This window comes from Dyadobacter sp. 3J3 (genome assembly GCF_009801115.1).
In the GTDB taxonomy this organism is placed as follows: Bacteria; Bacteroidota; Bacteroidia; order Cytophagales; family Spirosomataceae; genus Dyadobacter.
The window spans coordinates 192,945-215,419 of sequence record NZ_VTOL01000012.1 but is presented as its reverse complement, the minus strand read 5'-3'; the positions used below and the strand labels follow the sequence as shown (position 1 = coordinate 215,419).

The window sequence follows — 22,475 nt, the reverse complement described above, 5'->3', positions numbered from 1 at the left end:
TTAGTTTTATCCTCTATGCGTACAGTAATTTTAATTGGTGCAATTATTATCGTCCTGGTTCTTGGAAAAATTTATGTTTTTCCAAAGTCGGAAAGTGAGAAATCCGGAGGTTCCGGAAGTGGTGGAAAGGGAGAAGGTAAATCCGCAATATCAGGGGCAATTCCTGTTAACGTATATGTGGTTGGAATGGAAACAATCGATAATCAAATATTCGCATCAGGAACGGTATTACCCAATGAAGAAGTAAATCTGATGGCGGAAATTTCAGGCCGTCTTGTTAAGCTGAATATTAAGGAAGGTTCTTATGTTACAAAGGGACAATTAATAGCCAAAATAAACGACCGCGAGCTTAAAGCGCAGCTGCAAAAGGTTGAATTTAATCAGGATCTTGCCCGTAAAATAGAACTTCGCCAACAAAAACTTTTGAAAGTTGAGGCGATTAATCTTGAAGAATATGACATTACTTCCAATAATATAAGGACGCTGGATGCTGATAAGGAAGTCATTGAAGCACAGCTTGAAAAAACGGAAATTCGTGCTCCTTTCAATGGCAGAATTGGATTGAAAAACATTAGCGAAGGCGCATATATGGCTCCGGGTACGCCCATCGTTACCATCATACAAAGTAATCCGATCAAGATTGATTTTACAGTGCCTGAAAAATATACTTCCAATATTCATGTCGGCAGTGCTATCACATTTAATCTGGATGGCGATGCTGCCAATTATTCGGCAAAAGTGGTTGCGTTGGAACCCAAAGTGGATGAAAACCTCAGAACGCTGCGTATTCGTGCTATTGCTCAAAATCCATCCGGCAAATTTGTGCCCGGGATGTTTGTCAAAGTGAAAGCATCACTTGCTGCCAATAACAAAGCAGTGATGATCCCGACAGAAGCCATCGTACCGGTTCTGAAGGGTAAAAAAGTTTTTATCGTAAAAAATGGAAAAGCTAGCGAAGCAATGGTAACAACGGGATTACGGACGGAAAAGAAAATCCAGATTTTGGATGGATTGCAGCAGGGAGATTCTCTGATCACTTCGGGAATTATGGCCATCAAGGCAAATTCCGCTGTAAAGATAAATTGAATTTCAGCATTTGAAGACTTACTGCGGTGTAAGCCGCTCCTAATATTTATTTTCTATGAGTATTTCAACGCTCTCCATCAAACGGCCTGTTTTGGCTATTGTGATGAACCTTCTCATCATTTTATTTGGTTGCCTGGGTTATACTTTTTTGGGTATGCGGGAATTTCCATCCATTGATCCGCCAGTGGTTTCCATCCGGACAAGTTATACCGGTGCCAATGCCGATATCATTGAATCCCAGATTACAGAACCGCTGGAAAAACAGCTGAATAGTATTGAAGGGATTAAGTCGATTAACTCTACCAGTAGCCAGGGGGCCAGTCAGATCACCGTTGAGTTTGACATTGGTGTGGATATGGAACGTGCTGCAAATGATGTTCGCGATAAAGTTGGATCTGCCTCACGCACCTTGCCACTGGATATTGATGGCCCTCCGGTTGTTGCAAAGGCAGATGCGAATTCAGAGCCAATTATCGTACTTACTTTTAAAAGCAACACCCGCTCGCATCTGGAGGTTAGTGATTATGCTGAAAACGTAATTGCCCAACGCCTGCAAACGATTGAAGGCGTGAGTGAAATCCGGATATTTGGCCAGAAACGATACGCCATGCGAATCTGGATGGATCCTGTGAAAATGGCTTCCTTAGGTGTAACAACACAAGATGTGAAATCTGCTTTGGACAAAGAAAATATAGAATTACCAAGCGGAAAACTGGCGGGTGATAATACGGAATTGACGGTGAAAACGGTCGGTCGTTTTAAAACGGAGGACGATTTTAACGAAATGATCGTAAAAAATACGACGACACAAACAATACATTTAAAAGATATTGGATACGCACAGCTTGGTCCCGAAAATGAAGAGACCATTTTGCGGCTGGACAATGTGCCTATGATCGGCCTTGCCATTTCTCCGATGCCAGGTGCAAACTATATCAATATTTCAGAAGAAGTAAACAAACGACTGATTGATATCAAGAGGGAACTTCCGAAAGATTATGAACTGGGAACGCTGATCGACAATACAATATTTGTTGAGCGATCGATTGAGGAGGTTGGAGAAACTTTGGCGATAGCGATTGTTCTTGTAGTGATTATTATTTACCTTTTTTTCCGTGACTGGCTTATTGCATTCCGGCCTTTGATCGATATTCCTGTTTCTCTGATCGGTACGTTTTTCGTGATGTATATCATGGGATTTTCGATCAATGTACTCACGTTGCTAGCTATTGTTTTGGCAACCGGCTTGGTTGTGGATGACGGGATTGTCGTCACAGAGAATATTTTCAAGAAGATAGAGGAGGGTATGCCGCCAATTGAAGCGGCTATTAAAGGATCTAACGAAATTATTTTTGCGGTACTTTCTACGTCAATTACCTTGGCTGCTGTATTTCTTCCGGTGATTTTCATGCAGGGGTTTGTCGGGAAGCTTTTCCGGGAATTCGGGATTGTGATTTCAGCTGCGGTACTAATTTCCGCTTTTGTATCGCTCACGTTGACGCCGATGCTTAATGCCTATCTGGTACGTAAAACACATAAAAAGAGCTGGTTCTATGAAAAAACGGAGCCTTTCTTTGAAAGTCTGACCAATAATTATGGGCAGGCTTTAAATTCGTTTTTGAAAGTGAGATGGGTTGCTATTCCACTTATTTGTCTGACTTTGGGAATGATCTGGTTTTTTGGTAAAGACCTTAAATCAGAGCTGGCGCCGTTGGATGACCGTAACTGGTTCCGTTTACAAGTGACAGCACCGGAAGGTTCTTCTTTTGAATTTACAGATAATTATGTTCAAAATATAGGTCAGATGTTGATGGACTCCATGCCCGGCAGAAAAGGTTTGATGCTGATCACTTCACCCGGAAATTCCGGATTGGGAGCTGCTAACACAGGTAGCGGCAGAATTGCGCTTACCGATAGAATGGAGCGAAAGGAAACACAGCAGGAAATAGCAGATTACATTACCAAACAATTTAAACGTTACCCAGACGCCAAATCCTTCATTGTTCAGCAGCAAACCATTGCCGTTGATTCAAAAGGCGGGCTTCCGGTTCAATATGTGATACAGGCTCCTGATTTTGAAAAATTGCGGGAATATCTTCCGAAGTTTATGGAAGAGGCTTCTAACGATCCAACTTTTGCTATTACGGATGTTAACCTGAAATTCAGTAAACCGGAATTGCAAATTGTGATTGATCGGGAAAAAGCAAAATCGCTTGGAATATCCGTTCAGGATGTAGCACAGACGATGCAGTTTGCTTTTGCCGGGCAGCGTTTTGGATATTTTACAATGAATGGCCGCCAGTATCAGGTTATTGGCCAGTACGACAGGGCCAACCGTGATGAGCCGCTGGATTTGAAAAGTATGTTTGTGCGGAGTAGCAACGGGAGTTTGATTCAGCTTGACAATATCGTGAAAACGGTAGAAGAAAGCAGTCCGCCCCAACTTTTCCACTTTAACCGGTATATGAGTGCGACCGTTCAGGCTTCCCTTGCTCCGGGTAAAACCATTGGTGACGGAATCGCTGCCATGGACAGGATTCGCGATAAACTAAAAGATGAAGCGATTCAAACTTCTCTGAGTGGTTCTTCAAGGGATTATGCTGAAAGTTCTTCGAATACCATGTTCTCGTTTTTCCTCGCTCTGGTGTTGATTTATTTTATTCTGGCAGCACAATTCGAAAGTTTTATCGATCCATTTATTATCATGATCACAGTACCGTTAGCGATCGGCGGAGCAGTATTTTCCCTTTGGTATTTCAATCAGACACTGAATATTTTCAGCCAGATCGGTATGATTATGTTGATTGGATTGGTAACCAAAAATGGTATCCTGATAGTAGAATTTGCCAACCAGTTAAGAGAAACCGGACTTGGAATAAAAGAAGCCGCTCTGGAAGCAGCAACACTTCGTTTCAGGCCGATTTTGATGACCAGTTTGGCAACAATTCTGGGGGCATTACCAATTGCTATGGCCCTGGGCTCCGCTGGTAGAAGCCGGATGTCTATGGGAATTGTGATTATGGGTGGATTACTTTTCTCGCTGGTTCTGACGCTTTACGTTATTCCTGCGATGTATACTTTCCTTTCAAGAGAAAAGGATTTTGATAAAATGAAGATGATTGAAAAGATTGCGAGAGAAAGTGAAATAGATGAGCAGGCGCATGTGTAGATGGCCTTCAGATTTTGAAGTCTGCTAATTTTATACAGTTCACGATAGGAAAAGGTATGGACTTTAAGATTTGAAAATGATGGTCGTTTGTAATAATAGCGTCTGAATTGGAGGCAACATAAGCGTCAACGAACTTATTGTCATCAGGATCCCTATCGATCAATAACCAATTAAAAGAAATAGGGTTTATTTTGACTACATTTGGGAGATTAATAAGAACTTTAAGAATTAAGTCTGCATAATCGTCAGAGTAGAAACGAGCTAATAATTCCTCGTATTCTGCCAGTATTTCAGTTGTAACTACCCATTCTATTTTACCTTCCAAAAGGGCATCATAGATCCAACGAAATGGTGATTTTTTGGGTACAACTACTAATAAACAATTTGTATCCATCACAACTCTCATGAATTAAGAGAGTCAGAAGAAGGTAGCGGAAGATTAAGAATATGCTGCATTTTCTCTCGGCTAAAATCCTTTTGTTCCCATATTTCCTCCATAAGTTTATCCGCCTTTTCAGCATAGAAACGTGCAATCAAACGTTGAATTTCTATCGTTTCATCATTTGAAATGTCTCGCTCGCTAAAAAATCGAAGCAAGTGTAACTGTATATCGGAAAGTTTTTGTGAATGAGCCATAAAAGTGTGTTTTAACGGAACAGCACTTAAAGTTACTAATAATCAGATATTATACCAATTCAAACCCGGAAGTCCTCGTTCCCATTTGTCTCAACATCCTGACATGTGATCCAAGCGCGTTGATGAAATCAGATTTTGCATTATAATCCAATCCAAATTCCGTTGCAGTCTGGCGAACAATTGGTGAGAGTGCGTGGTAATGAATGTGTGAAATGGAAGGAAATAAATGGTGTTCGATCTGGTAGTCCAGCCCGCCTATGTACCAGGAAAGAAATCTGTTTTTACCTGCGAAATTCGAGGTAGTTTGTAGCTGATGAACTGCCCATGCATTTTCAATACTTCCGGCATTATCCGGAACAGGCTGATCCGTTCCCTCAACAACATGAGCCATTTGGAAAACAGTACTCAGAATCAGTCCTGCCGTGCAATGCATGGCCATAAAACCAATGGCCCATTCTCCAAAAGTTATAGAAGTAAATGCTAGCGGTAGGACGCAAATGAAAAGAACATAAGCCAGTTTGCTTATGACCAAACGGACCAATTCTTTTTTGGGATAAGGTTTTGTCATTCCTGATTTTGACATTTCATTGAACAACGAAATCTCTTTGAAATCCTTCCACAGAAATGAAATCGTCATCAGACTGTACAAGAAGAAAGCATAAATATGCTGAAAACGGTGAATATATTTTTGTTTTTCCTGATAGGATAAACGCAGCAAAAATTTTCCGGTAATATCTTCGTCAACTTCATGAATATTGGTATACGTATGATGAAGCCTGTTATGCTGAACTTCCCAATTGTAAGCATTTCCACCAAGGAGGTAGATAGAACCGCCAAAGATTTTATTTAAAATATTGGAATTTGCCAGGGAACCATGAATCGCATCATGCATCACCGACATACCCACACCTGCGATTCCTACGCCCATAACAACGGACAGGCCCAACATGGCAAGGTCATTGAAAGCACCGGAAAGGATTAATATATAAGGAATGATATAGAGGCTTAGCATAAATAAAGCCTTGTAAATAATTTTATGACCTCCTGTTTTAGACAACTCGTTTTCAGAAAAATAAAGATCAACTCTTTGTCTTAACGTGGGAAAGAAAGTGGATTTTTCTTTGTTAACAAATTTGATTTTCTGATGCTGCATAAAGTATTAATTGGTCAGGCCATAAAGAAGAATAATTTTTATCCGGCTTTATAACAACGAATGGAAGGTCTGATTATTGGTCAAAAATACGTAATTAATCTGCATTCAAAAGAATTGTTCTGATTAATTCGGATAATTAATAGTAAAGTAACATGGGGATTGAACTTGCAAAAACAAAAGAGGCCGACTTGACTGTCGGCCTCTTCTCTATATTAGATAATGTTTTAGTTAAAGAGCAAAAGCTTCTTTAATCTTATCTACAAAATCAAGTTTTTCCCATGTAAACAGTTCAACCTCAACTTCTTTTTCTTCTCCATTAGCGCTTCTGAAAGTCTTTTTAACGATTTCGTTTTTACGACCCATATGACCATACGCAGCCGTTTCTGAATAAATCGGGTTGCGAAGTTTCAAACGTTGCTCGATTGCATAAGGACGCAAGTCAAAGATTTTTTCGATTTTTGAAGCGATTTCTCCGTCATGACCAGCAACTTTCGAAGTTCCGTACGTATTGATGTACAAACCACAAGGCTGAGCTACACCGATGGCATAAGAAACCTGAACAAGTACTTCGTCACAAAGTCCTGCAGCTACCATGTTTTTTGCAATATGGCGTGTTGCGTATGCCGCAGAACGGTCAACTTTGGAGGGATCTTTTCCTGAAAAAGCACCACCACCGTGAGCACCTTTTCCACCATAGGTATCCACGATAATTTTACGGCCAGTAAGACCAGTATCACCGTGAGGACCACCGATTACAAATTTTCCAGTCGGGTTGATATGGAAAGTAATGTGATCAGTGAACAATAATTGCAATGATTCTGTAAGTTTCGCCTTAACACGAGGTATTACGATATTGATGATATCCTGTTTGATTTTGGCAAGCATTGTAGCTTCTTCATCAAAATCATCATGTTGTGTTGAAACAACAATAGTATCGATGCGCAAAGGAACGTTTTCATCACTATATTCAATCGTTACCTGAGATTTAGCATCAGGGCGAAGATATGGAATAAGCTCAGGTTCGTTGTTGCGGATGTATGACATTTCCTGAAGAATCTTGTGCGCAAGATCCAAAGCAAGCGGCATGTAGTTGTCAGTTTCACGTGTTGCGTAACCGAACATCATTCCCTGGTCACCTGCTCCCTGCGCGTTGGCTTTTTCTTCAAAAGTTTCATTTGCAACAGCACGGTCAATTCCCTGGTTAATATCAGCACTCTGATCGTGAATTGCAGATAAAATTCCACATGAATTGGCTTCAAACATATACTCACTTTTGGTATATCCTATTTTGCGGATTACTTCACGAGTGATTTTTTGTACATCAAGATAAGTATTCGTTTTTACTTCTCCTGCCAATATTACTTGTCCCGTTGTAACCAAAGTTTCACAGGCAACTTTACTGTTTGTATCCCAGGCTAAAAAGTTATCAATCAATGCATCTGAAATCTGGTCAGCTACTTTATCGGGATGTCCTTCAGATACGGACTCCGAGGTAAATAGATATGGCATAGTATGTACTAGGTTTTATGTACTTCTTTAATTTATAATGATAATAACCGTACTCCGATTTGAGCAACAAAATTGAATTTTTTTAAGACATTAACCAAATATTACGCATGGAAAAATCAATAAGTTATCCATATTAAACCAATTTTAAGAAGATAGTTTTGAAACGTTACTAAATAATGAAGCCTGATTTCACACGAGGCGAAACCAGGCTTCATTATTTAAACATTATTTCAAAAATCAAATAGGGACATTAACGTGACGTTCAGCATGATAACTTGAACGCACCAACGGACCCGATTCAACATATTTCAAGCCGCGTTTTAATCCTTCTTCTCTATAATTGTCAAACATCGCAGGTGTGATCCATTCAATCACTTCATGATGCATTTTTGTCGGCTGCAAATATTGGCCTAATGTTAAAATATCAAGTCCGTTTTCAACAAGATCATCCATTGCTTTGTAAACCTCATCCTGTGTTTCGCCCAAACCAAGCATGATACCGGATTTGGTACGCTGACCGAATTCCTTCGTTCTTTTGATTTGTTCAAGGCTGCGTTGGTATTTTGCTTGTGGTCTTACTGAACGATATAAACGTTCAACCGTTTCCATGTTGTGGGAAACAACTTCCTGGCCTGCTTCAATCATATGGATCAGTGCATCCCAGTTGTTTTTAACATCAGGAATCAAGGTTTCAATCGTCGTTTCAGGAGTGTTTTCTTTTACCATACGTACGGTTTGATACCATATTTCGGCCCCACGATCTTTCAATTCATCCCGGTTCACAGACGTAAGAACGGCATGTTTTACACCCATTAATTTAATCGCTTCGGCTACACGACGTGGTTCATCGACATCATATTCATTTGGACGGCCTGTTGCTACTGCACAAAAACTGCAACTACGCGTACAAACATTTCCCAAAATCATAAAAGTAGCAGTACCTGCTCCCCAGCATTCACCCATATTCGGGCAGCTTCCGCTCTCACAAATTGTATGTAATTTATAATTGTCAACCAACTGGCGAACCTTACGAAATTCAGGTCCTGCCGGAAGTTTTACTCTTAGCCAATCCGGACGTTTTTTGCGTTCGGAAGGTATCACTGGAAGTTCAATCATGAGTTCTAATCAAAGTCAATAATCATCAGCAGGTGTCAGTGACTGATGTAAATAGTATATAAATTTAGCGACTTATTTCTTGCTGCCAAAATAGAGTGTGATGTAGCCAGAAGTATAGACGCTTTTATTATCAGCATAACCCATAATTTCAATCTTTCGGGTAAAACCTTCTGCTAAAAATCCAATTTCGACGCCTGTCACATTTTCTCTGAATGCACTAAGTTCAAAACTTAACGCAGCTTTCACATGCAAACCAGGTACCACTTTACTTTGCCCAAAACCTGAAAAGAAACTGCCTACGCCAACAAAATTTTCATAAGGATCCACCGTAGAGTTTGGATCGATTTTAACAGGAACCGTTTGTACCCTTCCTCCTGAAATTTGTTTCTGGATCATATAAGGTTTTTCAAAACCAATGGAAGGGCCGAACGCGCCAATGGCACTTATGGAAATTCCTTCGTCCTCATGTCTGTTGAAAAGTGCCAGTTCGCGGCCATATTCTGGTCTTAAAACAAAAAGATAATTTTCCTTTCCAAAAGTAAACCGTGCACCTGTATTAAAACTTTGTGCTTGTTCTTTTGGATGTTTTACATTCACCAGCTCCACAGCCAGATATCGGTACTGGGTTTTTCCAAAAAGAGTGGAAGACATCAGATTTGATTTTCTGAAAACAGCTCCGCCCAAAATCCCGGAATTGGTATTTGTTGTCAAACCAAAAGAAGTAAAAGATTTATAAACTTCTTCGGTATCATCAGCCTTAGCCTTGCGCTGGGCGTATATATCCGTGGATAAAGTAACCAGAATACAGATCGAAAGTAAAATTTTTACACGAATCATATTTACGCGAATATATCTCTTGATGATAGTATTTAATGTGCGAATGGAAAGTGAAATTACGAAATATAAGTATATCCACCTGTATCCGGATTTCACATTAACGGTTTTTTGTACATTTATGTTCTTAAAACGAAAAAAGAATAAAAAACGGCTGTTTCGATAGCTATTTATTTGCGAAACTTTCGTTTCAGAATTGTAAGTTAAAATAACAAATTTCCATTTCAGATATCCCGCTTATTTTGTCCGAATTCTTATATCAACAGGCAATGAACGCCTTTTCCGGTGCCATGAAAATGGCAGCTTTGTTTAGTCCCAAAATTAAACTGGGCGTTGAAGGCCGGAAAGGATTGATTGATAAGCTGAAAGCTGTTTTGCCGGGATTAATTGGTAACCGTCCTGTTGTATGGTTTCATGCTGCTTCCTTGGGGGAATTTGAACAGGGAAGGCCTGTTATGGAAGAATTTCGCAAGGAATTTGCGGATTATTTTATTATTCTGACTTTCTTTTCTCCATCCGGATACGAGATACGCAAAAACTATGCGGGTGCTGATTATGTGTGTTATATGCCGCTTGACACTGCAAAAAATGCGGAGGATTTTGTTGACATTGTAAAACCGGAAATCACGTTTTTTATCAAATACGAATTCTGGTATAATCATCTTGTTGCTTTAAAAAAAAGCGGTTCTTACATACTTTCATTTTCCACTATTTTCCGTGCTGATCAGGTTTTCTTTAAATCCTACGGAGGTTTTTACAGAAAAATGCTGTGCTATTTTGATCACTTGTTTGTTCAAAATGAGGAATCTCTGAAATTGATGCATCAAATTAATATTTCCGCCTGTTCGCTTGCCGGAGATACGCGCTTTGACCGTGTGAGAAGTATTGTAGCGGGTGTTCGGCAATTGCCTGAAATTGAAGCATTTTTACAAGATTCTCCTTGCCTGGTTGCTGGTTCGGTCTGGGAAGCAGATATGATGGAACTAATTCCTGCATTAAATCAGCTTGAAGAACCATTAAAAGCGATTATAGCACCGCATGAAATTGAAAAAAATCAAATGGAAAACTGGCGGAAAGCACTGAGTGGAAAATCCATGCTGTATTCGGAATATAAAAAATCGTATGACAATTCTGCTGAAATTGAACCATTTGATTATCTGATCATTGACAATATCGGGATGTTATCATCTTTGTATCGGTATAGTAATATCGCTTATATAGGTGGTTCCTTCGGGTCCGGGTTACATAATATTCTCGAAGCCGCCACTTTTGCTGTTCCAATTCTTTTTGGTAACAAAAAATACCAAAAATTTCAGGAGGCTCTGGATTTGATCGAAGAAGGAAGTGCGAAAGCAATAGCCGATACCAACGAAATAAAACTTTATTTGACTGAATGGCTTAGAGAACCTTCAAAGCGTAAAGAATTGGGAGAAATCAGCGAAAAATATGTTGAATCGCGAACGGGTGCCACAGCACTTGTTATGCAAAAGGTAGGAGAACTTTTGTTGAAAAAATAGAAAAGGAGTTAAGCGGTGAATTAAATTCAACTTCTTAACTCCTTTATTTTAGGATCGTCAGGAAAATTCCTTCACAATTAAATGCTCAAACAAATGAGCTTGTGTACCAAGCAACCTCGCCTTTGGGCCCAATTTGGAAATGTGCAGCGATAAGGTATTTTTAAAGTCTGATAAACAATATTTATTGATAGCCTGCTCAATCGGATTGGAAATAAACGGCCCGGCTTCTGCCAGCAATCCGCCGACAATAATTACTTCCGGATTAAACAAATGAACAGCAGTTGCCAGCCCCTTTCCTAATTCTGTTCCCACGGTGCTGAGCAAATCGATCGAAAATTCATCACCTGAGTGAACCGCTTCAATAATGTGGCTAGTATCGAGGTTATCCAGATTGCCATCTACCATTTGTGATAAAATAGTGGCCCGGCCATTTTTAATACCTTCTTTCGCCTGTCGTATTAAGGCAAGGGCAGATGTGATAGTGTCAAGGCACCCAATTTTTCCGCAATGACAAAGTAGTCCGTCAGGTTTGACCTGGATATGGCCTAATTCTCCTGCAAAGCCTGAAGCACCATTAAAAACTTCACCATTTAGCAGAATACCAAGACCAACGCCCCAGTCAATATTAATCGTTAACACCTGTGACTTATTTATAGCATAGCCAAAACGGTGCTCGCCAATTGTAGTCGCTTTAGTATCGTTAAAAAGACAAACCGGTAAATTGAAATGCTTTTTTAAATAGGAAACCAACGGTACCCCGGGAGGTGTCAAATTTAAATAAGTAAGGTTTACACCCTGCGTTGAGTTTATTAAACCAGGCATTGAAACGCCGATTCCCCATAATTTAGAATACGGGATATCATGGAATTTTAAAAATGTATCGGTTTCCTTAAAAAGTTCTTCAAGAAAAGTAGAAGAATCATCCAGTTTTATATCCACCTTGCGCTTCACGATGATCTGGTTATGAAGATCGAAAATAACAAGATGTGTATCATGGCGGTTAATGTCCATGATAAGGTTCAAATATTTTTTGCTGTTTAAGCCATATAAAACAGGAGGACGGCCAGCTCTTGCCGGGCCGGTGCCGGTTTCTGTGATCCAACCTTCACGCATCAGTTCATTAACAATACCAGTGGCGGAAGGTATACTGGCGTGAAACAAACGGGCCATTTTGTTAATGGATGTATCACCCGATTGGTAAAGTTCCAGCAAAAGGTTACTTCTGAGGCGGTTTTTTCTTATATCAATAACGGAGCTTGGCTCTTCAACAGGGGGATTCATAGCATATTTTGAATTGTGGTAGTAAGGTTCAAAGACGATCACCAGCCAGTAATGGCAAAGTGGCGGACTAATATATAAAAAAATATACGAAAAAGCCGAATTTTATTAAAAAAACTTAATATATCATTCGGCATATATTTTAATACTATACCACTATTGTAGAGGAAAGACGATTGAAGTTGAAAAACTACTTGGTTAAATGCTTCTCTTTTGGAATTATTTATTTTTTGCATCAAACAAGCCTGAAAGTTCTGTTATATTCGTTATTGCATTTATATTAAATAGTTGGAATGGAGTTTGAAAAAGGATTGGTGATTCGCTCGACAGGATCCTGGTATGAAGTCAGGGATGATCGTGACGGACATATTTGGCAATGCCGGTTGAAAGGGAAATTTAAAACGATGGGGTTAAAAGTTACAAATCCCATTGCAGTAGGGGATTTTGTGCGTTTTGAAATTGAAGATGAAAATGAAAATTCAGGCATTATATATGAAATTCTCCCAAGGGTTAATTATGTAGTTCGTGCCTCGGTTCATAAGACGGCACATTCGCATTTAATTGCGGCAAATGTTGATCAGGCCATTTTGATCGCCACATTGGTTTTTCCAAGAACTTCTCTTGGATTCATGGACAGATTTTTGGTAGCGATCGAGTCTTTCCGGATTCCGGGTGTTATCATTTTTAACAAACAGGATTTGTTAAATGATGAAATCAAGGAATTTCAAACAGAGCTTATGGATTTGTATACCAGTCTGGGGTATACCTGCCTGGCTACAACAGCGGTTACCGGTGAAGGTCTGGAAGATTTTAGTCAGCTTTTGCGTGGAAAAGTTTCGCTTTTGTCCGGGCATTCCGGTGTTGGAAAATCAACACTGGTCAATACCATTGCACCAACACTTGATATCAAAACACAGGAAGTTTCGACTTTTGCAAACAAAGGAGTTCACACCACCACTTTTGCAGAAATGTTTGAATTAGAGCCGGGGACATTTATTATAGATTCACCAGGTATCAAAGAACTTGGGCTTGCCGATATGAAACCCGAGGAAATCAGCCATTATTTTCCTGAAATGCGTACGCGATTAAATGAATGCCGGTTTAATAATTGTCAGCATATCAACGAACCAGGTTGCGCAATTAAAGATGCAGTAAGTGGTGGAGAAATTGCTTTCAGTCGTTATGAGAGCTATTTAAGTATGGTTGGGGGAGGAGATAACCGACGTTAAAACTGAAATTTCTGAAAGCATGAAGAACGTTGAACATATCGGAATTGCTGTCAGAGATCTTGAAGCGGCTGAAAAGTTGTTTGGTACTTTGTTCAATATACATCCTTACAAAAGAGAGATGGTAACATCAGAGTTTGTTGAAACTTCTTTTTTTAAGATTAATCAAACAAAAATAGAATTACTGGAAGCTACTGATCCGGAAAGCGCAATTGCTAAATTCATAGAGAAAAAGGGAGAAGGATTTCATCACATCGCTTTTGAAGTTGAGGATATTTTATCAGAAATGGAACGACTGAAGGGGGAGGGTTTTGTTTTATTAAATGATAAACCAAAAAACGGAGCAGATAATAAACTGGTATGCTTTCTTCACCCAAAAGGAACAAACGGAGTTTTGATAGAGCTCTGTCAGGAAATCAAAAAGCCGGATTTATAAAAAAACCGGCTTTTTGATTTATAAATATCTTTGTTGTTAGAATGGTAATCCGACCGCTATATTCAATACCAGATTTTCCTTCCGCCACGTTTTACTTCCAAAATTAATCTCGTTAAATACCCATGGATTTTTATACTTGACCGGCGCACTTGGATCCAACGGCGCATTTGGATCTGTGTCAACCGGTGTTACTGTATACCATGGTTTTCTAAATGGGGTTGCCAGATCCAGACGGAACACGAGGAAGGAGAAATCAAGCCGCAAACCAATCCCGCCACCAACAGCTATCTGATTCAGGAAGTTCTTTTTGAAAACGGATTCTGCACCATAACCTTCTGAGGCATTACCGCGGTAAGACCAGATGTTACCTGCATCAACAAAAACGGCTCCGCCGATAATGTCTGTGAATTTCACCCTGACTTCTGAGTTGGCTTCAAGCCTTATATCACCAAAGGATTGATATCCAAAAAGTCTTATTGATGTAGTATCCTGGTTATAAGCTCCCGGTCCAAGTGCCCTTGCTCTAAAGGCACGAAGACCTGTACTTCCACCTGCAAAATATTGCTTGAACTGCGGTAATTGCATCGTCCTGGAATTGCCAAACGGTATGCCAACACCGGCTAGAAATCTGTTTGCCCATTTTATTCTTGAATTAATTGTACGGTAATAACGTATATCGCCGTCTAGTTTCACAAACTGTAAAATGGGTATACCAAAAATTTCTTTTGGGATGATACTATCAACAGAATTTTTCTTACCCAACAAGCTAAGTAGATTTCCTCCATAATCGATACCACCAATCATCACAAATTGATTCTTGCTGAAAGGTTTAGGCGCGGGACGATAAGAAACTGAATAATTTGAGCCCATGATGAAATATTTAGTTTCAAAAAGATCTCTATATCTTCTCTTTTCAAGTGGAGTAATCAACTGACTAAAAATAATGTCTGCATATTTTTCTATGTTGATATTTCTGGGTTCAACAAAGTTTAATGCAATCGGCGTTAGAGTATGTTCAAGCCGCGAATTTTTGCTCCAGACAAAGGAGTAGTCAAAACGAATAGACCTTGTAGTATAGAAATTTCTCTGAATTCTATTTTCATAGGTTAAAGCCAGAATTGTCTTTGGCAATACCTGACTTCTTTCAGGACGTATTTTTACAAATGGAATAACAAATCTTGGGAAAGATAAGCTGGCAACTGCACCATAACGTATGTATTCATTGCCAACTTTTCCTGGATTTTCCACTTTGTTTCCTCCTAATTGAACGTCAAATCCAAAGTAAGGACTTAATGTAAAAATCTCGCCACCACGTAAAAAATTCCTGTTTTTTAAATTGACCGTTAATTGAGAGCCTCCTAGGTTATTCGACTTTGTACTTGCACTGAGTACCGTTTGCAGCGACTTTTTCTTCAACGGCGCCAGATTGTAGTACACATTCAGCATGGCTGAATCGGATCGTGGTACCAACTCAAAGCTGTTTTTAACAAACTTGAAATTCTGAAAATTAACCAGTCTCTGGACGGAAATATCCTGTTGCGTATTCGTATACAGGTTGCCTTTCCGAAATGCAATGGCGTCGTAGAAAATCCGTCTTTTATAAAGTTTCCCTGGATCATTAATATTAATTCCCCTTCTTAAAGGTCCTTTATTTGTCGCGCTGTCAGCACTTTTATCCTGGTTCGTTCCGGTATTGACATATATCTGATTGATATAATATTGTTTCAAAGCCGTTTGTGCGGTTTCTTTTTTTACTTCCAAATATAGATTTACCTGTTGCGGACCCATAGTGGAATCTTGTCTCCCGATAGTGGAATCGACTCTAACAATAAGATAATCCGGATTGAAATAATAATATCCTTTTCCTTTCAGAAGTTGTTCAATCCGCGAACGTTCTGACGTTATGACATCAAGCCGTATAGGATCACCTTTTCTTAAATATGTATCCTTTTTCGATCTGACAAGATCCTTGTTAAACTGCGCACTGTCCGGAACGACAAAATTCACTTCATTAATAAAGTAACGAGGCATTACATAGGCTTCGTAATGTGCTGTGGCCGTTCTCTTTTTGAGATTATATTCAAGTTTACCAGCAGCAGAAGATTTATAATATCCCTCATTGTCCATAAAGCCAATCATATTTTTGGCATTTATATCTACAATTCTTTGATTCGCATATACAGGCGGTTGTCCCAGTTTTTTTCGGAACCAGCTGCGTATACCTCCTTCATCTTTTGGTTGACCGATCCAATAATAAAACCAAACTTTCCAGGGAAATCCAAAAATGGTTTTATTGGGTGGCGGCTTAACAATCGCTTCCAAACTCGTAGCCAGATCAGCCACTTTTGGCTTACTGAGCGTGTCAGGAGTTACATGTACACTATTTCCCACATACAGGCTTTGGCCAGCCGGGACGTACTTTCTTACGGAGCAGCTGCCCAGCAAAATACATATCACAAAGATGGCTAAAGTATTAATTCTCATTTTTTTGTTTTTGAAAAATTTCACGGAACAAATCGTAGTCGGCCGTTATGATAAAACTCACACCTGTTTCAATAATAAATCCTTCCAGAATGGACTGATATTGATTTTTTCTATATCCTCTGAATAAATATCTTCCATCCTTGCTAAGCGAGTAATCCAGCGCGATGTTATCAAATACTTCCGACGAACTTGGCGTTTGTGATTTACTTTCCAGCTCAAAGTTTTTCCCAACCGATATTTTCAGCCTGTCACCCAAAAAGGCTTTGCTTAAACCAACATTCAAATCGGTTCTCGATCCGGCTGTCTGATCCGTTGAAGAATTTAAGTTCAAATCAAGATTTACGCCCTTTACCAAATCTCCGGCCAAATTATTTAACTGGTCGCTAAGTAACTGACTTACACTTTGGCGTGCAATTTGCTCGGCACTTGACCCAATATTGAAGCCCGAAGATGTTTGATCTGTTATAAATTTATTCGTAATCAAAAGTGCAAAGGCCTGTTTATTCATCTCGGAAGGACTTTGTTTCATGTCCGCCCAGAATGTCAGATTAGTTAGATCATTTTTAAAACTTTCAGGTGCCTCAGTGCCTGGCTCAACATTGAAAGTAATATTTGGAGAGGAAAGGTTTCCGGTAATGATAATCTGAACTTCAATAGGAATTTTACGATCGCCTTTGTAATTATTGTCAATCGAACCTGGGTCAACCATCACCGGATAAACGGCCGTTATATTCAGGTCCGCTTTCAGTGGGTCACCTGTCCAGATCAGGCTGCTTCCTTTGCGGATTTCAAAATTTCTTTTAAGAATCTGGAGGGTCAGGTCATATGAACCTTGCGTAAGATCGTATGCTCCGATTAAATAAAGCTGACCATTTGGCGCAATACCTGTATTCAGTTTTGCATTTCCTTTCAGTTTGATATTGTCACCATTGAGCTCATCAATAACAACCGTGAATTGCGATTTGTCGTCAACGTCAATATCCAGGGAGATTTGTGATGCAAAATCAACAACGATCTGTTTGGCTGCTTCAAGGGAATCTGACTTTGAGACCTGGGCCAACTGGCTCATATCCACAAATTCAATAATGCCTTTACTGGCATCACCCGATTCAGTAGCACTGTTTGACATTACTACGGTAACATTACTTTCAGGATCAAGTTTTACGTTTCCATCCACAATGGAACTGCTTCCTTTCCCTTTAACCGTCAAATTTGCATCCACGATCGCTTTTCCGTAGAAAAGGTCGTTTTCTTTTTGTGTTGAACTTAAAACGGTGAAGTTTTTTGCGTCAATTTTAAGATTATACCTGACATCAGGTATCGTGGCAATATTTACATTTCCGTTTACTTTCAGCTGTTGTTTAAGTGAATCTGCAACAACGAAATTATTGAAATTGATATCCTGACCGTTAAAATTGATTTTTTGATTGGTCAAAGAATAACGCGCGCCAAGTTGGGTAACATTAAAAGCAACATCGTCAAAATTGATTGACCCATTTAATTGCGGACTATCCGTTGATCCTGTAATCTTGGTTTGTCCTGAAAGATTTCCGGTTGCACGTTTCAATTGTCCAAAACTGAAAGCCTCCACTGTTTCTGCCCCGAATTTTTTCAAATCCAAGGTGAAATTCAAAGGATTTTCATCTTTCAAACGATAGGCACCATAAAGTCTCATGTCGTTTTTATCACTTGTCAATGACATCCCGACTCTGATTCTATCTTCTGTTTCGTTGGTTGAACGAATGGCCAGATTGCCAACAGGGATTTTCATTAGCGCAAGATTGTTTATTGCTAACTGACCCGTGTAAACCGGTGAAACCATATAATTACTCAACTTGATTTTCCCGCTTAACGTACCAGTGGCCATGGTAGAATCGCGGGTTGCGAGTGCTACAAACTGCCCAATGGAAATACTATCCGCAGTAATGTCCAGCGGGCTATTTGGAGCATCCGTTGCGGAGTTGATAGTTAACGACTGGTAATCGTTGCGGATTACAAAATTTTTGACCAAAACACTGTCTGGTGCATATTGTACATACCCCTCACCATCCGTAGCCCATTTCTTATAGTCGATCAGCAAACCTTCGCGCAGACGTAACTGATATCGGTTATCAACCAGTGCAAGATCTCCATTAATTCCATGACGATCCGTATTTGCAGAATCCTTCACCATAAAATTGAACTTCACGTCATTCTTCGCTATATCCGTTTTCAAGGATGCATTCTGCATTCTGAAACTGCCCGTTTGGACACTGCCCAGATAGGCATTCATAACCGCTTTTTCTTTCACACTGCTCATATTCACCAAAACCTTTTCCGTGTGAATGCTATCATATTCAACCAAAGGAATGCTAAGATTAGCTATGATTGTCGAATCCTGCTGATTGTTTAATTCCGCATGAAGAACGACTGGTTTTAGTTCTGTTAATTGAGTAGCAAATATTTTGAAGAGGGGATGATCCATTACGGCTGCATCGATCGTAAAATTGGTTGGTTTTGTGACAGGTTTATAGGTCAGTCCCGGCACTGCAAAATGTTTGCTTGTCTCTGTTAAAATTGCATCTGCAATCTCAGTATAAACAAATTTTCCTTCCAGTTTTGCATTTAAAAAGGGTGATTTGATCGTCGCTCTTTTATTGCCAGCAGTATCAGCCAATTGAACGGTCATATCAGAAATGCTAACAGGTCTTTTATGATGGGTCAATAAGAGATTATTAACTGCAATCGTGCCAATTGGATTTTCAGGATTTGTTGAAGGCATATCGATTTTGATATTTCCCTTCACCTGCAAAGAATCTTGGTAAAGATGTAGTGCGGTCAAATCCATATGGTCAATTTGCGCTTCGCCTTTCACACTTGGAAATTCCTTCGAAAGATCAGCTTGTCCTTTTAAGGCAACACCTATATTTTCATCCTTCATATTGGCTTCAACATTGGCCAATCCATGATCTACATCTCCTTTAAGCGTAAGATTATTATAAACGTAGCCTTGTATATCAGCACTTTGGATTGTTCCGTTCAGTCGTGCCTGCATTCTTGATGGTGTATAGCCAATTCCAGCAAGCTGTGTTGATAGCGTTAGTTTACCCAATTGCTCCGGTGGCTGTTTTAACATTTTACCCATATCAAAATCGGTAAAACTCAACATTCCGTCATATTTGGCTTTAATGCTGTCTGTAATATTTTGAAGATTTCCGGTAAAAGTACCGTTACCAAAAGAAGTATTTATATTGGTCGAAAGCGTTAGATTCGCCATTGAACCGTTCACTTTTCCGGTAATTTTGATTGTTTCAGGAAGCTCAATACTGGAAGGTAGTGCACTATCCGGAAGCATTTTCATCAGGTCAGCTTTTGTAGAAGACAACTCATTAATCGTCATATCTGCCGACAATTTATCCGCATCAGGTAATCCACGAATTCGTCCATCCAAACTCAGCACAGTCCCATCAAGCATACTGAAACGTGCTTTTGAGATCAACATATCATCAACTGATCCTGTAATAAGTCCACCAACTTTTACCACACCGTTTGGCTCTTTATCAAAAGGCGGAGTTTTCGCCAGGTCAGGTGCCAGCAATAAAATATCCGAGAAGGCAAGATGCGTATCCGTCAGGTTCAGGCGGATTTTTACCTTGTTTAAGTTTTTGGTAAGATCATCTATATTGTTGTAACGTAATGTCAATTCATCGCGAAGAAGTGTATTAGGTGTTTGGAAGTAAAGTTTACGCAGATAGGTTTGTTTGGCACCATAGCCAAAATCCGTTCGTAACGCCAGTACTTTAAATCCGCTTTTATCTTGAAAAGAACTTTTTGTTAATTTTCCGGTGATGTTATCCGTTGAAAAAAGGAAATCCTTTAAATCAACATTTAATTTCTTAACATCTAAATGTGCATAGTCAAGGCCTTTTGCTATTGGTTTTGAATTAAAATCATCATAGCGCAAACCTGTGTTCACTACCTTAATATCTTTTACAATTGCAAACCAGCCGGGCGTAGTAGTTGTATCCGTTTTAGTATCGGGAGGACTTGTTTTAGAAGTTGCCTTTTTGGCAAACTCCGCATAAGCCGTCATGTTTTCAATAAGAACACTTTCTACATTGACGCGCTGGCTGCCCATGTATATGCTGTTGATTTTTCCTTTTAAAGAACCAACCGTAATACCATTATTCAAACCGGAAGTTTCATCCGTGAAAACCCAGTTGAACTTTGATATATCAATATCGCCTAATTTCAAATCCAGAGAATCAGCTGGATTTGATGGTGTGTCCAGTGTATCAATTACCAATGCTTTGTACATACGAAGTTTTGCTCCGCTGTTGTAAAGTGCAATTTTGGTCGGGTGATATTGAGAAAGTGTGGGATTGAATTTATCAAAAGAAACGTAAGCAGAATCGATGTTTGCATAAGCATCCGTCCCTATAACCGCATCTTTGTACGAAAGCCTTACTTGTTTCAACAATATTTTATCCAGACGCATTTCCATTGGTTTTGACGTAGTGTCAACCGAAGTAGCGGGATCGGTGCTGGCGAATGCATCAACAATAAATTGAAAATTAAAAACGGTGTCAGGCAAGGTCCGGTGAATGTTGGCCACGGCGCCATCCAGCTCAATTTGATTGATTCCAACATTTCCTTTAATCAGTGAATACATGTCCAAATCGACACGCAGCATTTTTCCGGAAACCAAAGTATCGCCTTGTTGATCAGCAAAATAGACCCCTTCCAAGACAATCCAATCGGGAATATCAAATCGTATTTTTTCTACATTAAGTTTGGTTTTAAGTTTCTTACGCAAATAATCATTTGCTTGTGTGGTCAGAAAGTTTTGACCGGCAGGAGTTTGTATACCCCATATTAACACACCAATCAGAATTAAAACTGTCAGTAATATTATCGCCAGTACTTTTAGTGCTTTCTTCATTCTTTAAAGTTATTCCATCCTTTTCATTTTTGCCGGACGGGTGAAGTTTTCTTAATGTGACTGATTTTACAACCGAGTGAGTAGCATACCGTCCGGATTATCCAGGCTCATATACTACTCACCAAATAGATATTTGATTTAAATCTGAACTAGCGTTTGAATAAATCAGGACTTACAGCGTCGTTGATTGATATCGAAGATGTAACGTTCAGAGGCTTTTTGTCAATACTGTTAACTTGTACAAGTTTGGCCGGATATAGTAGTCCGGATGCAGATTTTGTGTAGTTTGAAAAATCGGTAACTGTTTCCACACCTCCGATATTTTCTCTTTGGCGTGTAAGCAAACCTGTTGTTGCATCAAAATACAAATTGTATTTTACTCCTTTTCCTTGTAGTTCAACCTGATTTGTCGCTACTCCGTTGATGGTTTCTGTTCCTACGGTAGAAGCGATAAAACCACGATTTTGGTAGTCAATAAAAGGAACAAGATTATCATACATTTCGTATTTCATAGCATCCTTCTCTGCCTGGCTCAGGTCTTTTACATCTGTTTTGTTACCAAGTGGCACTTTAACCCATGCATCAGCACCTTTCATGGTGTAAACGAAAGCACGGTTCATGATGGTTTTAGATTTGTAAACTGAATTGTCCGGGATAGAAACTGCTATACTGGATGTATATGGTGTTGAAGAAGCAGAAGTATAACTGCGTTTAAGACTATATGTTTTTATATTTTGCCAAAGTGATTTTCCGCCAGTTGCCTTGTAATAATTGTTAAAAATAGTATCAGCAGGAATTCTTGTTTGTGCAAAAACCGATACTGAAGCTAAAAGTATAGCGAGCGAAATTCCGATGAATCTTTTCATGTGATTGGGTTGTGTTAAATGTACAAATATGATACGACCATTGTTAAAACAAGTAACCATAAATTTTTATTATTATTTACTCTGGTATATCTTGTCTAACCGGTCAAAAGTAAAAATACCACATTTATCCTAGCTACCCGCAAAAACTGTTCCAGCTCTGAATTTCTCAGTAGCCGTTGTTTCATAACCCATTATCTGAAATTAAATTACCAGCCCGTTTCATTAGCAATACAAGATTTAAACG

General features: G+C 39.4%; 15 protein-coding genes. 5 read left to right on the top strand and 10 right to left on the bottom strand.

Annotation, left to right across the window (positions count from 1 at the left end; translation table 11 throughout):
- The first annotated feature begins 15 nt into the window (after positions 1–15).
- A complete protein-coding gene (locus tag FZF08_RS24120) occupies positions 16–1,086 on the top strand; it encodes an efflux RND transporter periplasmic adaptor subunit (RefSeq protein WP_159474684.1) in 1,071 nt (356 codons plus the stop codon).
- 55 nt (positions 1,087–1,141) lie between these two features.
- Complete coding sequence (locus tag FZF08_RS24115) at positions 1,142–4,255, top strand: efflux RND transporter permease subunit (RefSeq protein ID WP_159474681.1); 3,114 nt, start codon at positions 1,142–1,144, stop codon at positions 4,253–4,255.
- A gap of 7 nt (positions 4,256–4,262) precedes the next feature.
- Here FZF08_RS24115 and FZF08_RS24110 read toward each other — a convergent pair whose 3' ends face one another.
- The 6 genes from FZF08_RS24110 to FZF08_RS24085 all read right to left on the bottom strand — a co-directional run bounded on the left by FZF08_RS24110 (position 4,263) and on the right by FZF08_RS24085 (position 9,506).
- A complete protein-coding gene (locus tag FZF08_RS24110; protein ID WP_229216677.1) occupies positions 4,263–4,649 on the bottom strand; it encodes a putative toxin-antitoxin system toxin component, PIN family in 387 nt (128 codons plus the stop codon).
- A gap of 8 nt (positions 4,650–4,657) precedes the next feature.
- Entirely contained in the window at positions 4,658–4,891 is a 234-nt protein-coding gene (locus tag FZF08_RS24105; RefSeq protein WP_159474675.1) for a hypothetical protein, read from the bottom strand.
- 49 nt (positions 4,892–4,940) lie between these two features.
- Entirely contained in the window at positions 4,941–6,044 is a 1,104-nt protein-coding gene (locus FZF08_RS24100) for an acyl-CoA desaturase (RefSeq protein ID WP_159474672.1), read from the bottom strand.
- A 228-nt stretch (positions 6,045–6,272) separates the two neighbouring features.
- Positions 6,273–7,553, bottom strand: coding sequence for a methionine adenosyltransferase (gene metK, locus FZF08_RS24095; RefSeq protein ID WP_159474669.1), 1,281 nt, complete (start codon positions 7,551–7,553; stop codon positions 6,273–6,275).
- 237 nt (positions 7,554–7,790) lie between these two features.
- Entirely contained in the window at positions 7,791–8,669 is an 879-nt protein-coding gene (lipA, locus tag FZF08_RS24090; RefSeq protein ID WP_159474666.1) for a lipoyl synthase, read from the bottom strand.
- Between the two features lie 72 nt (positions 8,670–8,741).
- Complete coding sequence (locus FZF08_RS24085; RefSeq protein WP_159474663.1) at positions 8,742–9,506, bottom strand: hypothetical protein; 765 nt, start codon at positions 9,504–9,506, stop codon at positions 8,742–8,744.
- 266 nt (positions 9,507–9,772) lie between these two features.
- Here FZF08_RS24085 and FZF08_RS24080 point away from each other — a divergent pair, with 266 nt between their 5' ends.
- A complete protein-coding gene (locus FZF08_RS24080; RefSeq protein WP_200837159.1) occupies positions 9,773–11,020 on the top strand; it encodes a 3-deoxy-D-manno-octulosonic acid transferase in 1,248 nt (415 codons plus the stop codon).
- 57 nt (positions 11,021–11,077) lie between these two features.
- Here the strand turns inward: FZF08_RS24080 and FZF08_RS24075 are convergent, their stop codons facing one another.
- Positions 11,078–12,301, bottom strand: coding sequence for an ROK family transcriptional regulator (locus FZF08_RS24075; RefSeq protein ID WP_159474657.1), 1,224 nt, complete (start codon positions 12,299–12,301; stop codon positions 11,078–11,080).
- A gap of 290 nt (positions 12,302–12,591) precedes the next feature.
- Here FZF08_RS24075 and rsgA point away from each other — a divergent pair, with 290 nt between their 5' ends.
- Together rsgA and mce are read left to right on the top strand one after the other, a co-directional pair.
- On the top strand, positions 12,592–13,527 hold the full coding sequence (gene rsgA / locus FZF08_RS24070; protein ID WP_159474654.1) for a ribosome small subunit-dependent GTPase A: 936 nt from the start codon (positions 12,592–12,594) through the stop codon (positions 13,525–13,527).
- A gap of 19 nt (positions 13,528–13,546) precedes the next feature.
- Positions 13,547–13,960 carry a methylmalonyl-CoA epimerase gene (gene mce, locus FZF08_RS24065; RefSeq protein ID WP_159474651.1) on the top strand — a complete coding sequence of 138 codons (414 nt, stop codon included), beginning with the start codon at positions 13,547–13,549 and terminating at the stop codon, positions 13,958–13,960.
- Between the two features lie 36 nt (positions 13,961–13,996).
- Here the strand turns inward: mce and FZF08_RS24060 are convergent, their stop codons facing one another.
- The 3 genes from FZF08_RS24060 to FZF08_RS24050 form a co-directional block, all read right to left on the bottom strand.
- Positions 13,997–16,444, bottom strand: a complete 2,448-nt coding sequence (locus tag FZF08_RS24060; protein WP_159474647.1) for a BamA/TamA family outer membrane protein — start codon at positions 16,442–16,444, stop codon at positions 13,997–13,999.
- A complete protein-coding gene (locus FZF08_RS24055; RefSeq protein WP_159474644.1) occupies positions 16,434–21,365 on the bottom strand; it encodes a translocation/assembly module TamB in 4,932 nt (1,643 codons plus the stop codon). The genes FZF08_RS24060 and FZF08_RS24055 overlap by 11 nt, the downstream gene beginning before the upstream one ends.
- A 149-nt stretch (positions 21,366–21,514) precedes the next feature.
- Entirely contained in the window at positions 21,515–22,231 is a 717-nt protein-coding gene (locus FZF08_RS24050) for a hypothetical protein (protein ID WP_159474641.1), read from the bottom strand.
- Positions 22,232–22,475: the final 244 nt, after the last annotated feature.